This is a genomic window from Candidatus Thiothrix phosphatis, assembly GCF_035668035.1.
Taxonomy (GTDB): Bacteria; Pseudomonadota; Gammaproteobacteria; order Thiotrichales; family Thiotrichaceae; genus Thiothrix; species Thiothrix phosphatis.
In genome coordinates this window covers 1-15,044 of record NZ_JAYMYJ010000065.1, presented here as the reverse complement: position 1 = coordinate 15,044, position 15,044 = coordinate 1, and the positions used below count along the sequence as shown (strand labels likewise).

At 59.7% G+C, this 15,044-nt stretch carries 9 protein-coding genes; 1 reads left to right on the top strand and 8 read right to left on the bottom strand.

What is annotated here, in order from left to right:
- Positions 1–135 precede the first annotated feature (135 nt).
- From VSS37_RS07430 to VSS37_RS07405, 8 genes are all read right to left on the bottom strand, one after another.
- Complete coding sequence (locus VSS37_RS07430; RefSeq protein ID WP_324694171.1) at positions 136–1,398, bottom strand: IS110 family RNA-guided transposase; 1,263 nt, start codon at positions 1,396–1,398, stop codon at positions 136–138.
- A gap of 516 nt (positions 1,399–1,914) precedes the next feature.
- On the bottom strand, positions 1,915–4,395 hold the full coding sequence (locus VSS37_RS07425; protein WP_324694170.1) for a beta strand repeat-containing protein: 2,481 nt from the start codon (positions 4,393–4,395) through the stop codon (positions 1,915–1,917).
- A gap of 71 nt (positions 4,396–4,466) precedes the next feature.
- The gene (locus VSS37_RS07420; protein ID WP_324694169.1) at positions 4,467–8,324 is read right to left on the bottom strand and encodes a beta strand repeat-containing protein; all 3,858 of its coding nucleotides are present in this window, start codon (positions 8,322–8,324) and stop codon (positions 4,467–4,469) included.
- A 312-nt stretch (positions 8,325–8,636) separates the two neighbouring features.
- The gene (locus VSS37_RS07415) at positions 8,637–9,989 is read right to left on the bottom strand and encodes a tetratricopeptide repeat protein (RefSeq protein ID WP_324694168.1); all 1,353 of its coding nucleotides are present in this window, start codon (positions 9,987–9,989) and stop codon (positions 8,637–8,639) included.
- Between the two features lie 272 nt (positions 9,990–10,261).
- Positions 10,262–10,480, bottom strand: a complete 219-nt coding sequence (locus VSS37_RS21820; RefSeq protein ID WP_375339129.1) for a DUF559 domain-containing protein — start codon at positions 10,478–10,480, stop codon at positions 10,262–10,264.
- Positions 10,481–10,505: 25 nt separating this feature from the next.
- Positions 10,506–10,931 (bottom strand): endonuclease domain-containing protein, encoded by a 426-nt coding sequence (locus VSS37_RS21815; RefSeq protein ID WP_375339130.1) that lies wholly within the window; start codon positions 10,929–10,931, stop codon positions 10,506–10,508.
- A gap of 317 nt (positions 10,932–11,248) precedes the next feature.
- Positions 11,249–13,228, bottom strand: a complete 1,980-nt coding sequence (locus VSS37_RS07410) for a CHASE2 domain-containing protein (protein WP_324694167.1) — start codon at positions 13,226–13,228, stop codon at positions 11,249–11,251.
- 13 nt (positions 13,229–13,241) lie between these two features.
- A complete protein-coding gene (locus VSS37_RS07405; protein WP_324694166.1) occupies positions 13,242–14,573 on the bottom strand; it encodes a FecR family protein in 1,332 nt (443 codons plus the stop codon).
- A 290-nt stretch (positions 14,574–14,863) separates the two neighbouring features.
- On the opposite strand from VSS37_RS07405, the gene VSS37_RS07400 reads away from it, so the two are divergent.
- A partial coding sequence (locus tag VSS37_RS07400; RefSeq protein ID WP_324694165.1) for a hypothetical protein occupies positions 14,864–15,044 on the top strand: 181 nt, incomplete at its 3' end.

The following is a 15,044-nucleotide window of genomic DNA, read 5'->3' as shown; positions in this document are numbered from 1 at the left end:
CGTGCGTCGACTGATCAAGGAGTTCGGGTTTCTGGTACATGCTTTCTTTCTGGTTACCGTGAAAGCCCGGGGAACAAAGACAAACAAAGACCTCACGCGGTCAGCAGGATAGTCAAGTGAAGCTATTATGGCTGGTCAGGCTGAGGCAGCGGTTGCTTCTGGCAACTTGCCGATATTTTTGAGGGCCTTGATCCAGCGTGAAGCGTTCTTTCGAGCGGACATGGCCTCGTAATTCACCCCTTGATCACGATAAGGCTCACGCCGCGACAGCATGAAATAGATGATGCGAATCATTTTATGTGCGATGGCAACAATGCACTTGTTGTGGCTCTTGCGAACTTTCAGGTTGCGGTATTTGGAGGCCAAACTGCTTTTCGTCATTCGCGCTGCATTCGCGCACTCACACAAGAGGTAACGAACAATGGCGTTTCCTTTTCGCGTTTTTCCTGATTTTCGCTTGCCCGCCGATTCATGGTTGCCAGGGCACAGGGCGGCCCATGAGGCCAGTCTGTCGGCATCGCCAAAACGCGACATGTCGTCGCCGATCTCAATCAGGATCATGGCGCTGGCGATGGCATCCATGCCGGGAATCGTCTGCAGGAGTACCCAGGCCCAGTGGTAAGGCGTCATCGCCTGAAACAATTCGGCATCAATTTGGGCGAGTTGTCGTTCCAATGCGGTCACGTGCTCATGCAACTGGCGCAGGACGAACAAATGGCGTGGCGAGAGATCGCCATCGAGCGATACGGCCAGGTCGTCGCGTTTGTTCTTCGGGCTGCCACGCGCCATAGCGAGCATCTCGCCAAGCGGTTTGCCTTCAATCAGCCCAGCCACCATCTCGCGTGCGGAAACCCCTTTGATGTCGGAGACGACGGCACCCAATTTGATCCCGCCATCCTCAAGCACTTTGTGCATCCGGTTGGTTTCGCTCGCGAGCATCTGCGAAACTTTGCGGCGATAGCGCGAGAGGAGGCGCAATTCACGCAAGTCTTTCGGCGGAATGAAGCTGCCCCGCACCAGCCCAAACCGCGCCAGCACAGCCAGCCATTCCGAATCACCCATGTCGGTCTTGCGGCCCGGCACATATTTGATGAAATGCGCATTCACGACCAACGCAGGAATGCCCACCCGTTCGATATGCGCATGCGCACTCTTCCAGTAAATGCCCGTGCTCTCCATCACCACCCACTCTACACCAAGCTCTTGCAGCCAGGCCGCCATCGCCTTCATGTCGCGCTTGAAGCCACCAAACTCTCGCTGATGCTTGCTGAGCGTGCCATCGTCTCCTTCAATCAGCACCGTCACGACATGCCGCATGCGATGCACATCGATACCAGCAACTCTCCGATGTAAAGGGGATAGTCCTTCAGGGCAATCGCTTACGCAGAGTTCATACAATTGATGAGCGTCCGGTCGGAGAAAGCCAAAGTGATCAATGACTCACGATAGCTCTCGTTTCGGTCGGCATGAAGACGGCGGCGGTTCAAGCCCATCTTGGAGCCCTCTTCTTTGCGCCAAGAGGCCAGAACAAACTTGCGCAGAACGGAGAGGTTCCGCGCGGAGTGCCCCAGACGGGCACGACACTGATCTTCTCGAAAGACCACATCAAGTTGACGACTTCCGATTACTCGAACGCTGCTTCCCGGCGCTAGAAAGGCGTACGGACAATTCCTTTCACGGGACTTCAACCCGCTGGATATACCGCCGATCACGGCGAACAGCCTGGCCCCTTTTTTTCTTTCTCCACCGCAAACAATTGTACCAGCCCCCTTTTCCTTGCCTTTTCCCTTGTTTCAGAAAAAAGCCCGCTGCTTTGTGAGCAGCGGGGTTCGAGTCTATAGCACCCTCGGTTGGCTGAGGGTCATGGGGGGGATGATTTGGCCAAAATAACCGTGCATCCCCCTAATGCTTGCTTTAGATGAAGTCAGATGCGTCCAGCGTACCGGTCACACCGGTCACCTTGATGATGATGTCTTCACCGGCCACGGCGCCAAAGTTATCGGCAAGCGTACGGTTGGAAGCGGCAACCAAGTAGATGTCGCCAGCCCAGCTGAACAGACCCGCCTTTGCATTGGTCGTTCCCCCAGCAATTCCTGCAACCGTCAAGGTAGTCGACTGAGTAGCAGAACCGAGAATGCCGGTATCGGCCACGGCCGTATTAAGAGCCGCGCCCAAATTCAGACCCGTTAGAGCAGTTACTGCACCACCGTTGACGATTTGGATGGCACCAGCCTCAAAATCACCAATCGACCAACCAGCGCCCGGCGTACCCAGATCAATGATGTCGACACGGGTACCCGTGTTAGCCCCGCCCAAGTTCAGGTCAGTAATGGTAGAAATTTCGCCGCGGTTGGTAGCAGCGACTGCCGCGGCCGCATCAACAGCAGTTAAATTGGCTGCTGTCAAGCTGGCATCAGTCAATGCGCCAGTAGCAGCGGCGAATGAGAAGGTGTCAGAACCAGTGTTGCCGGTCTGGGTGTCAGCCACCGTGCCCAGAGCAAATGCTGCACGGCCACCGGTTGACAGAACATCGTTACCGGAGCCACCCTTGATCACTTGGGAGAATAGGTTGCCAGAAGCGGTCAGATTACCGACAAAGGCAGAACCGTCAATGTTCGTCAGCAATACGCCAGAACCGGCAATCGCACCAGCGTTAAAAGCCGTGCCAATGCTACCCCCCTTGAACTCGACGGTAGTAATGGCCGTATCAGCGGTCAAAAAAGCCCCAGCAGCCGTTGCCGTGTTAGCGCCTGCGTCCTTGACATCCACGACAATTTTCTCGATTGCCGAAGTGGTCACCGCACCCGCTACAAAAGTAGCAGTGTTGAGTGCAGTACCCACACTCACCTGCAGCACGTCGCTGTTGGAACCCAGCACGTTGGCATCCTTCACCCCCACGGTTATCGCACCGGTGCTCAACTGAGTCACACCCATGGTTGCGTCAGCAGCGCCAGTCTTGCTCAGGTTGTTGTAGGTGGCCGTGTTGGCAGTGTTGTGAACCACGGAGTCGAAGCTGGCGACCTTGCTCAAGTCGAAAATGGTAGCAGCAGCTGCGCCGTCGTTACGCAACGTTTCGACTTCGGTGACCTTGTTGCCATCGCCGACGCCAGCATTACTGGTCACTGCAATGACGTCACGGCCGCCCCCCCCCTTCACGCTATCCGAGTTGCTCAGGCCAGCAGCAAAGTCGATATAGTCAGCGCCATTGCCGCCGGTCACGGTCACGTTCTTGGTAGCGTCCAGCAACACGCGCAGATTACCTCCAAATGCCTGGGCATCCACCGTGGTCACGTTCAGCAGGGCGTTGTCAACGCGGAGGTTAGCGGTACCACTGACGTTGACGGTCTTGACCAAGCTGGATGCTGCGGTCGGCGCAACCCCGAGACCTACCGTTGGGTCAGAACCGATATTGGCAAAACGGGAAGCACCGCCGCTGGATTCGATGTTGAGCACTTCGAAGTTACCAACAGTCTCGCCCCGCACGTTGAGGATCTGGGTGTTGCCCGCAGTGGCACCACGGCCAACCCCATCCAACTTGATAGTAACGGCATCATTGGTGCCGGAGACCACGCTGTTGGCAAACTGGAACAGCGAATGAACTCCTACATTACTATTATTGACTTGAACAGCCGCGCCAGAAGCCAGATTGCGTACAGTCAGGTTGCTACTCGAATCCACACTGGAAATGGTATTGATGCCGGTGCTGTTGGCAGCGTCGAAAATGCTAGCCGCGATCGCCGTCAGGTTTACATTTTCAACACCGCTGAGGGTTGGCTTGGTCGACACTTCTGTAGCGTTCAACACTGCGTTCAACACGTCAGTGGCGGCAGTGGTGCCAGTCAGTTGATCAACCGTGGTCAGGGTTTGAATCTGGTTACCAGTAGAAGTGGAGGTGAAAATCGGGGCCTCGAATTTAGCGGAGGCAGGAGGGATATCCTGATTAACCGTGAGCGTGACAACACCACCGGGAGTCGGAGTGGAACCGCCAACCGTTATGTTCGGCGTACCAGCAACGGCCGCTGCCCCGGACGCTGGAACGGACGCCGCACCCAGTGTCGTGGTTGCGAATTGAGTATAGGTCTGTGTCGTACCGCCTGCGCCGGTACCCGCCGTCCCCCCGATAATGTAGGTAAACTGTGCCGCGTTACTGACGGTAATCTCGGCGTTGTTAGAAAGTGTAAGCACCGTCGTATTGTTCGCGACGAGACTGCTCTTGATGGTAAGACCTGAAGTGAGCTGAATACGGTTAACGCCAGAGTCGACGATTGTAATTTTGGTGCTGGAGCCGGTCCCTTCACCGTCGAGCACGTAAAGGTCATCCCCCCCCCCAAGTCCAAGATTGAAAGTACCCAGAGAACTTACGAAGTCGCGATCCGATCCGCTTGTGATAGCCATGGTAATTAATCTCCAAAATAAACAAAAAACACAGACTGCAGGCAGGCGGTGAGCCTGCCTGCTGGGTTCCCTTAAATAATGTTTACCACAACATCAGCAGGGTTGAGAATGCCAGCCAACAGGAGGGTGACTGACGCACTAGCATTGCCATCAGGACCGAAGTCTACCACGGTTCCAGCACCCGAACCAATTTCGACTACTGCCGCGGTGACACCTTGAATCCCTGCGCCCAAGAAAGCAGCCAGAGTGGTCGTAGCGGCCGCGGTTGGCAAATCGAAGGTCAGCACGTCTTTACCGCCTGTTGCTTCGAAGTTGACGATCTTGCGCTGGGTATCGTCCGCCGTTGCGCGAGCAGATACCGCATTGAAATTAAAGTTTTCGGCAACGGTGTTGTTGCCAATCACGTCAGCAGTGGAGCCGACAGCGATATTCACAACGGTCTTCGTGGGATCAGGTCCAGGTCCAGGTCCAGGTCCAGGTCCAGTACCCGGAACGAGCACACCACCGGTCAGGGTCAACTCAGCGCCAGTGGTCTGGTCGAAGTACTTGATCGTATTCCCTGCATCCAGATCGACGTCCTGAGTCGACAGGCCGTTGGCCGAGACGAACTTCAGGCCGGTAGCGGTAGTCTGCACTTGAACACCGGCAACGGTGTAGAAGTTGATCGCATCCGTACCCGCGCCCAGGTTGATGGTGTTCTTGCCCCCACCGAGGTTGACCGCCAGGTTCAGCGTATCGTTGCCCGCAAAAACCTGATCGCCGGTAATGTTGAGATTGAAGGCACCGGAGACCTCGCGCGCGTTGAGGCTGATGACGGAGGCCGCGCTCGGAGCAATCGGGCTACCCGCGGCGTCGGTCATCTGTCCATCGTTGGCGACGATGGTCAGGGTTTCCTTTTCAGCAAGGGTTGCGGTATGGCCGGAGTCGCTCAGGGCGTCCACCACCGTGCTGTTAAGGACAAGGTTCAGCGTCTGGGCAACGGCTTGGTCATTGTTGATCACGATCGTACCGACATTCTTGACTTGAGTCAGGTCGGCTGTGGTCACCGTAGCGGTGTTGCGGACTTCCAGAACATCGAGGGACTGGACACCCGCCAGTTGGCGAGTCACCCCCCCGGAAACCCCTTCCACAATGTTGACGTCGCCACCATCGATGACATTGCCGCCGTTGGTGTTCTGATCGTTCACCACGAAGCGGTCAATAGTCGAGCCCGAACCTTCTTCGCCGTCGTAGGCGAAGTGCTTGTCAGCAGACAGTGTCGTGGCGTCGATACGAACACTGTTGTTGCTCAGGCGTACGTCGGTGTTGGTCACTTTGGAAACTTGGGAGTCATCATCGTTGTCGATAGTAATCAGATTCCCATCGATGCCGTTCTTGGTGATCAGGTCGTTGTCAAGTTGCAGGAAATACTGCGCCGGGAGTCCCTGACCGCCGCCGTTGCCGGCGAGGTAGATGGTCTGGAAGCCGGAGACGTTGTCCCACTCGGACTGCTGCAGAACGATTTTCACACCGTCGCCGTCGATGGCGAGAACATTGGCACCTGACCCTCCCACGACAGTGTCGGCGTTGGTCAGACCCGCGTTGCCACGGGTTGCCGAGGAGACGCCGATATCGTCGAAGATTACGGTGTCGTTACCGGCCCCCATGGTGATCTTCTGCCCACCGTTGGTGTTGGCCGTGGTCGTGCTGACACGCACGATAACATCAGCGGTTGCAGCAGCCGCGTCGATGACACCAGCCACTAGGCGAACTTCGGTCGCCAGGGCACCGACGTCTTGCCACCCTTTAGCCGAATCGACAAGCGTTTCCCTGACACTTTCAGGACCGAGATTATCAATCTGATTACCGCTAACGTCGATCAGCTTCAGGCCATTGAGGCCAAGTTCAGTAGAAGCGGTATTGACGTCGAGATTGAGGAAGGTACCGGCCAGGCCACCGGCGATGGTGATGGTTCCCGTGTGGCTGGCGGCACTTCCCAGTTCAATGGAATTGGACTCGGTATCGGTATCGGTAATGGTCAGGCTTTCCACACGTTCGACACCGACGGTGTCCGGAACATCTCCGCTGGTCAAGAGCGTGAAGTTGAAGCGCGGATCCGAGTTGACCCCTTCGTTAATGCTGATGCCGACGAGATCGTTCGTACCTAGCGAGCTTAGCAGATGGGCAAAAACGGTGGTATCTACGATCGAGTTGTTGGTGGTAGTACTGTGCTGAATATTCAGCGCCTTACCCTGCTCAGCCGATAGGTCGACCAAATCCGCTTTCCAATTGCCGTTGTCGGCAGCAACGCGATTATTACTTCCGGCGATGGCTAAGCTATCGATATTGCGAACGCTGACGAGGTTGGCATCAGGAATCCGCAGAAAGTCGACAAACGCATTTCCGAGCAACTGGATGTCTAATTTTTCCACCTCGGTAACAAGTTTGGGACCAGGAATCGCATAAGAGATGCCATCTTTGGTTAAAGATTCGCCGACGCCACCGGAGAAAACAACCAGAGTATCGTCACCTTCACCGCCTATGATCTTGTCACCCGTTGAACGATCAGAATTCGTTTGGACGGTGTCGTTCAAATAAAAGGTGTCGTTAAATTTCGTTCCCGTGATGGTGACGTCTTGAGGCTGCCCGGAGGTGCCGGCCTTGCCCGTGCTCAGGAGACCGGGGGCAATGTTCAGCCCCAGGGAGGCGGTCAGCGCGGAAGCATTGATAGATGCCAGACGGCCCTGGTTACCGGTCACACCGCCGGTATAAACGGAGCCCTCAACCAAGCTAGAACCTGGGGCCAGCAGGATGCTCGCCCGACTGGCCAAAGTCAGCGCTTGGTCGCCCGTAATAGTGAGATTGCCATTGGTGCCGGTATCCATCGGGATAGCCAAAGTGCCGATGGTGTTGGCGGCGCCGGTGCTGTTGAGGGTCAGGTGCTCGAAACCGTTGGTAGAAACGCTGGTAGTGGCAATACCGGTAGCGTTTTGGCCAATGTTCAAGGTACCGACCTGAACATTGGATACGTCGATGGTACCGGTATTGTCGCCACGGAGAACGTTGGCGCCGTAAGAGAACTCGACGGTACCCGTCTGATTAGCATTGGTATTGGCCAGCGAGAGCGCAGAAGCGGGCGTCATGATATTGCCCACCTCGGCAGTATTGACCGCCTGCGAGACGCGGGTGATGTTGATCTCTGTCTGGCCGGTAGCATCCTGCAGGTCGAGTGCGATCACCGCAGATGGGCCGGAACCAGTGAAAGCGGTGTTGATGACTTGAATGCCGGTCAGTTTTGGAGTGATGATCGGGCCGCCGTTGTCTTCAGCGTTACCCAGCGTGGCATTGAGGGTCGGGTTGTTGCCCGTGCCGGTCAACTGGTCTTCGTCCTGCAGGGAGTTGATGCGGTCGTTCCCGCCCGGGGTGTAGACCAGGCCCGCCGTGAAGATATTGGCGGTAGCGATGTCGGTGCCATTGGTGAGCGTAAACGAATCCAGGTTGGCACTGGGAACATCGGGGAAGGCGATGGTGGCCGTGCTCGAGGAGTTCTGTGCGTATGCAACTGCGTTACCAACCTTGACGTTCCAGGCCTTGGCAAAGGTACCGAAGGTCGGGTCTTCGGTCATCAGTGAAAAGTTGTTCACGATCTGGGCGATGACCGCGCCCCGCTCAGTAAAGACGGTGCCGGTGATCCAGCCGGTGAGAAAAACGACTGCCGCATCAAAGGCTTCGCCGGTCAGCCCCAGATTGGTGGCGACGATGGTTGCCACGTCGCCGGTCGCCATATTGGAGAAGTCGCGGATGAACAACTGGTTCTCAAGATCAGTCATGGCACCGGGAGTCGAGGTCGAAGCCAGAACCTGCTGAGTCGTGCTGTAGTTAAGAGCCAGGTTGTACATCGCACCGGCGAAGCGTGCAGTGACGACACTATTGGTGGAGGGGGTGATCATCAAACTTCCTTTCAAAGGTTGAACAAATTTTGTGCACAAAGCCGAGGCCTGGTTTTTGGACACTCACCAAAACAGTCTGAGGCAAAGTGCTTCATCTCGTGTCCGGTCTGCTTTCGCTGCATTGCTTCCCCGGAACCGCTTGGTCTCGGGCGATCCTGCTTTTCGCCAGAGTTGCCACACCATCAGACGAGCACATGGTAGCTTGCCGGAATCCCGCCTGTTTGTGATTGCAATCACAAAGACCAAATTCGCGGTTTGCTGCCCTGTCTATGACAAAACCATCAGTCCCACGGCCGCAAGAAAAAACCCGGATCAGCGCCCGTGAAACTTGAGGCCGAAGTATATCGCATGATTTTCCATATTGAACAGGGCTATGTTGCTTTTTTGCAACGTATTTTCGAGATAAGCCACAATAGACCACTGATCCGCCAGCGGATGCTCGTAGGAGAGGCGTCCCGCCAGGCGGTCGACGCGGCGCGGCTGGCCGCCGAGCAGCGAGCTGTACGGGAGGTCGTCGAGGTCCCGGCCACGCTGGACCCACAGCGACACGGTGTCCGGCCCCAGTCTGCGGGCGATGCCCAGGGTAATGTCGGAGCGCCGCTGGTCGCCGCCCAGCCGGTCGGAGTCACGCGCGCGGTCCTTGCGATCCTGTAACAGGACGTTGAAATCCCAGACCTCGCCTCGACAGAACAGCCAGGCTTTGGGGCCGGCGTAGCGGCCGGCCTGCAGCGGGGCCGCGGGAAAATCCCGGTTTTCATCACTGTAGCCAAGATTGCTGGCGCAGCCGGCGGGTGCGAATGGCGGCGGGAGCTGGTAGAGCAGACCCCAGCCGGTGCTGGTGTAAGTCGGCTGATTGGCCATCCAGAGCCGGGTCTGGCCGAAACGGAGGCCGATCTGCCCGTCGAGGAAGGGATGAAAGTAGGCGGCGTTGGCACTGACGATCGCCTGGTTGGTGTCCGACTTGCCGGGACTGTTGCGGGTGCTGATTTCGCCGTTGAACAGGACCATGCCGCCCCCCCAGGCGCGGGCGGCGGAGCCGACCCAGGCGGTGCGCGCCGCGCCACCGGGAATGCGCTCGTTGTCGGCCAGTTGCACCGGGACGCTGCCGCCGGGCAGGGTCAGGGTCAGGAACTGGATGCCGGGAGCGCTGTTGAGATTCGATTCGGCGCCCCCCAGGAACTCGACCGACCAGTCCAGCAGCCAGCCGTCACCCTTCCAGACGCCGAGTTGCTCGGACAACCACGCCTGCAACGCAAATGGAATATCTGGATGTTGCGAAACCTCGCTGGCGAGGCTGATGGCGGAATCCCGTTGGCCCATTTCCGCGAGCGCCTGCGCGTAGTCGAGCTGGGTACCGGCCAGGTCGGGATTGAGCAGCAGGGCTTTCTCCAGCGCCAGGGCCGCTTTCTGGGGGCGCCCGAGGGTCAGCAGAAGCACCCCCTGGTAGGCAAAATAGTCGGCCCGGTTCTGGCAGGGCTCTTCCAGACCGGCGAGGCGAGACGCCTCGGCCTGGCGCTGGGCCGGCTGGGTGGGTGGCTGGACCGGAAACGAGGTGGGGCAGGTCACTGCCGGCTCGAATGCCGCCGCCAGGCCGACGGTCCCAGCCCACAGCGCGATCCCGCGGAGGATCATGGCGCCAAGGGAGAAAAAGGTCGACCGGCTCATGGCGATGGCGTCGATGCAAGTCTCACCACAAGAGGGTGTCGGGTGAATGTGAGAGGGATGTCGGGGACAAGAATGAAAGTGTTGGGCAGATCGCTATCCGCCCCGTCTCCCCTCCCCCCTAGCGGGGGGCGAAGGCGGGGTTTCGCGGAGCATCGCTCCGCGCCGCCGCAGCCGGCCCGCGATGCAGCGCGGGCCGTGGGAGGGGCTGGGGGAGAGGGAGTCCCTGTCCCCGGCGGCCAGCACGGCCACAGCGCCATTGCTGATGTTGTGATTCAGCATCGCATGCCCCGGAATCCCTGTGACTTCAACCATACCTCTCGTCTTTCATCGCCTGGCGATTGATGGTGTTGCCCACCGTCCGTTTCCACGACGAGGCGCGCACCGAAATGTACGAAATCCACTCCATACGGTCCCATGGCTTGTTGCCGCCTGAACTTTTTCTCCGTGCCGCCGATGTTCTTGCAGATACCGCCAGAGCAGTCGGCTCGCACGGGGATTTGAGGAATTCTTGTGTCACTACTCCCCCTCTCCCCCAACCCCTCCCCCGCGAGGGGGGAGGGGGCGGTCAGCGATCTTCCGGGCCCGCCTGCAGCCTTCGACCCTCCTGCTCCCCTCCCCCCTCGCGGGGGAGGGGCTGGGGGAGAGGGGGTGCCTGCACTCGACCGCAACCAGCACGGCCTCGAGAACGGCTGCGGTTTCATTGAAGATCTCGTGATTCCAGAACCGCAGAATCCGGAATCCCTGTGACTTCAACCATGCCTCGCGTCTTTCATCGCCTGGCGATTCATTGTGTTGCCCACCGTCCGCTTCGATGACGACACGAGCACCGAAATGCACGAAATCCACTACATACGGGCCAATCGCTTGCTGCCGCCTGAACTTTTCCCCGTTCAGTCGATGCCCGCGCAGGTGCTGCCAGAGCAGATTTTCGGCTTCGGTCATGTGCTGGCGCAGGGATTTGACGAATTTTTGTGTCACCATTTCCCCTCTCCCCCAACCCCTCCCCCGCGAGGGGGGAGGGGAGATTAGTGATCTCCCTGGCCCATCCTACGGCCCGCACTGCATCGCGAACCGGCTACGGCGGTGCTCCGCGAAACTCCGCCTTCGCCCCCGCAAGGGGGGAGGGGCGATCAGCAATCTCCTGGACCTTCCTGCAGGCCTTCGACCCTCCTGCTCCCCTCCCCCCTCGCGGGGGAGGGGTTGGGGGAGAGGGGGTCTGGGGTCTGTATTCGACAGCGGTCAGAGCCGCTGCATCGAAGTCAGCCGCTGGTTTGCTGCTCGGCTTCCGCGTCGAAGACGAGGCGCAGATGACCCTTGGGATATTTTACAGGGATCGCATACACCGTGCGCGGCGCGGTCATTCCGGCGAGCAGGAAATCGCCGAGACGATGTGCGCGTTCAGGGTCGGTGCCGGCCACCGCCGAACCGATCAGGATGGGATGGGCCAATTCGCCGGTGAGTGCTTGCAGGCGTGTAGCGACGGTCACTGCTTCACCCAATACGGCATGGGTCCGTCTGGCGGCCGGCCCGAAAGAGCCGATCAGAAGCGTACCGGTTTCCACGCCAATGCCCAGATCGAGCGGCGGCACATGCCGCGAAGCGATGCGCGGCAACTGCGGCGTACAGACCCGCCAAAGCTCTTCCGCGGCATCGAGGGCGCGAGCGCCATGGCAGGCACAGGGCGCCGAGCCGTTCCAGACCGCCAGCAGGCTGTCGCCGACCATCTGTTCGACCACCCCGCCATGCGCTTCGACGATGCGGCTGGCCGTGGTGAAGAACAGGTGCAGGACCATGGCGGTTTCCTCCGGCGGGCGGCCCGAGCAATAGGCCGAAAAGTTGCGCAGATCGGCGTGCAGCACGGTCGCTTCGCAGCGTGTGGCGCGCACCTGCGCGCTCGGCTCCTGGGTGGCCACCTGGCGCGCCACCGGTTCGGGCAGATAGCTGGCCAGATGGCAGTAGAGGCGCTCGCGCTCGCAGCGCAGGCGGGCAAATTCGCCGGCACTGAGCAGCGTGGCAGCGAATACGGTGAACACGCCGGGAGCAACCCAGCCCAGCCACAGGTGCTGGTTGAGCAGCAACAGGGTGCTCAGGCCAAAAATCGCCAGGATGTTGGCCAGAGCCACCATGGGCAGGACGAGCGCTGCACTGCGTGGCGCCAGGCGCAGGGCGACGAGCAGCAGCAGGGCGCTCAGGCCACCCAGCAGCCAGGACCACAGGGCGGCGCCGCGTGGCCGATAGGGCGTGCGATCATCGAGCGTCGCCGAGAGCAACTGCGCGTGCACCTCGACACCGCTCACGGCGCGCCCCTGCGGGGTGGGGATGGCGTCGCGGGCGCCGAAAGCAGTGGCCCCCACCAACACCCAGGCGCCCTGCAGCAGGTCGACCGGCGCCCTGCCCTGCAGCACGTCTGCGGCCGAGACGGCCAGCAGGCCGGCGCGCGGCATCTGGTAGGAGACGCGCAGATGACCGGCATCGTCCAGAGGCAGACGCAGGCCGCCGAGGTCAAGCCACCAGGGTGGATCGAGCAGCGATACGCCGGGGGACAGTTCGGGAATGGACTGACTCGCGGCGATGACGCCGGCAATCGCCAGCGAGGCATAGGTTTTGCCGTCGTGACAGATCAGGGCCGGCACCTGGCGGATCGCGCCGTCGGGGTCCACCAGCGGCGTGATGTGACCGGCGAAAGGCGAAGCGCGCAACTGAACGTCGCTGGCCATGTAGCCATAAGCCCGCTCGACCGGCCGGGGACAGTTGGGAAAAGGCAGCGCACCCGCCAGCTGGCCGCTATGCACTGCCGGCTCGGGCGACAATGAAAAGAGTTGCGCCATGACCGTAGGCACCGCGCTTGCCAGGGCACTGGACAGTCGGGCATCGTCCGGACTGGGCCCATCGAAGAGAATGTCGAGGATTTTCAGGCTGACGCCCGCCTGGTCCAGCTTCTCGAGCAGCTCGGCCTGACGGGCGCGCGGCCACGGCCAGGCGCCGATCGCCTGAATGCTTTTTTCATCGATATCGACGATCACGACGCGGCGTTCGACGGCCTGCTGATCGGCCATTCGCCAGGACAGGCCGGCTGAAAGTTCGTCCCATTGGGACAAATCCGACAGGCCAATGGCCAGCAGTGTCAGGAGCGTGGCAGCGAACAGGGCGGCGAGTCGCAGCCGCGCCGGCTTTTGCAGCAGGCCCGCGGCGAATGCCGGAGGGATGCGACGAGAAATCCCTCTGAGATGGTCGATCATGGATGTGGCTCTTTCAGCGACGCCAAAGCGTGGCACCCATCAAGGCGCCATTCCCGACGGATTTGCTGAAGAAATAGCCGGCCTGGCTGGTATCCAGAGAGACAGCCCCGGATACCCGGTCGGCGGCCCCGTTGCTGAGAAAGATCCCGGTCGTCCGGTCGATCGTTCCGGTCGCGGTCACCACCTGAATCCCGGTCTTCTGGGCGGTGACGGCAAGCTGCGTGGCAAAGGTGTTGCGACCGAAATCGATGCTCAGCGAACCGCCGTCGACGGTCGCCGCCGATACCACGTTGGACGGATCACGGTAGGAGGCCGTGCCGCTTTCGAGACGGAAATTCGCCAGGCCGCTGGCATTGGTCAGGGTATTGGTGATGGTCTCGTTACGGAACAGGAAATAGTAGCCGTCACCAACTGTCACACGGTTACCGCTGAGCGCCTCCTTGAAGGGAACGGTCAGGTTGTCGCCCGGTCTGACGTTGTCGCCCCAGCGTCCCCAGATCAGGCTGTTGGTCGGAGGGATCACCTTGCTTTCCGCTGCCTGCCGTGCAAGGCGCAGACTTTCCATCGCAGCGGCCGCTTCCTCGGACAAGGCCCGACCGTGGTCCTTGCCGTCCGCCACCACGGTCGCCGTGCTGGCGCTGCTGATCCGTTCCTGGAACAAGGTCGGGGCGATCTTGTCTCCTCCCTGCAGCGAATTGACCGGCTGCAGCAGCGGTTCGCGGGCCGCCTGGCGATACACCAGCGCCATGCCGTCCATGGTCGCCGCCAGTTCCCGGGAGCGGGGGGTGGCGCAGGGCCCGAAACCGTCGACACGGCAAACGTTATCGAGCGGGGCGAGGACGATCGCCCCCTGGTTGACCAGGACGACCGCGCGCTTGGCATCGGCCTGGGTGACAAAGTCGGTTCCCTTGACACCGATCGCCACCAGTGGCGTGTTCAGGCGGAACTTGTCACGGGCCGCTTGTGCCGCCAGCCCGGAGATGCCGCGCATGGTTCCCGTTTCGAGGTAGAACTTGATCAATGATGCGGAGGGGTTGGCCGGGTCATAGCGGTATTCGACCACTTGCAGCACCGAGTCCGGACGGACGCTGACCAGTGCGCCATCGACGAATCGGACATGCACGTGCCCGTTGGTGGTGGTGCGGATGACATCGCCGGGAACGATACTGTAGCCCTTGGTGATGGACTCGCTCCGGCCTTCGCGTTGAATCTGGCTAGTCCCGATGCAGAGGGTCACTTCACCCACGGCGGGAGTCGCACGCGCGGCCGACGCCAGCGTCAGAAGCATCCCGATCGTCAGCAGCAGGCGCAACAGCAGGGTTGGGCGAAGCAGCTCGTACATCATCACAATTCTTCTCCTGTTCAACGTCCGGAAGTATAAGCCTTTGCCCGGTTTGTGCGATGTGCGCGGAATCACAAGCCATGGCAATCGCACGACCATATGAATCAATGGGTTGCAGTTCATAACCTGGATTAGACATGATCTGCAATTGACTGATTCAAGGCCATATTGGATTTTCCATATGCAACCTTCCTGAATCAACAAGCAAGCGGCAGGCGGTTGCGGCCACGACTTCCACGAAAAATTTACGGTTCCCGTGTTTTCATATAGGAGTTTGTGGTATTATCTCCTATATGACTTCCCCGTTGCATATCATCCTCACCACCACACCCGAGCAAACGGCACGCCTGCAGGCTTTGCAGCTGGCTTTCGCCGAGGTATGCAATGCGCTGGCGCCGGTGGTGCAGCAAACCCGATGCTGGAACCGGGTGGCCCTGCACCACATCACCTACCATGACCTGCGTCAGCGCTTTC

Coding starts and splice junctions, on each gene's coding strand:
- VSS37_RS07425 (WP_324694170.1), bottom strand. CDS start 4,395: ATGGCTATCACAAGCGGATCGGATCGCGACTTCGTAAGTTCTCTGGGT.
- VSS37_RS07420 (WP_324694169.1), bottom strand. CDS start 8,324: ATGATCACCCCCTCCACCAATAGTGTCGTCACTGCACGCTTCGCCGGT.
- VSS37_RS07415 (WP_324694168.1), bottom strand. CDS start 9,989: ATGAGCCGGTCGACCTTTTTCTCCCTTGGCGCCATGATCCTCCGCGGG.
- VSS37_RS21815 (WP_375339130.1), bottom strand. CDS start 10,931: ATGACCGAAGCCGAAAATCTGCTCTGGCAGCACCTGCGCGGGCATCGA.
- VSS37_RS07410 (WP_324694167.1), bottom strand. CDS start 13,228: ATGATCGACCATCTCAGAGGGATTTCTCGTCGCATCCCTCCGGCATTC.
- VSS37_RS07405 (WP_324694166.1), bottom strand. CDS start 14,573: ATGATGTACGAGCTGCTTCGCCCAACCCTGCTGTTGCGCCTGCTGCTG.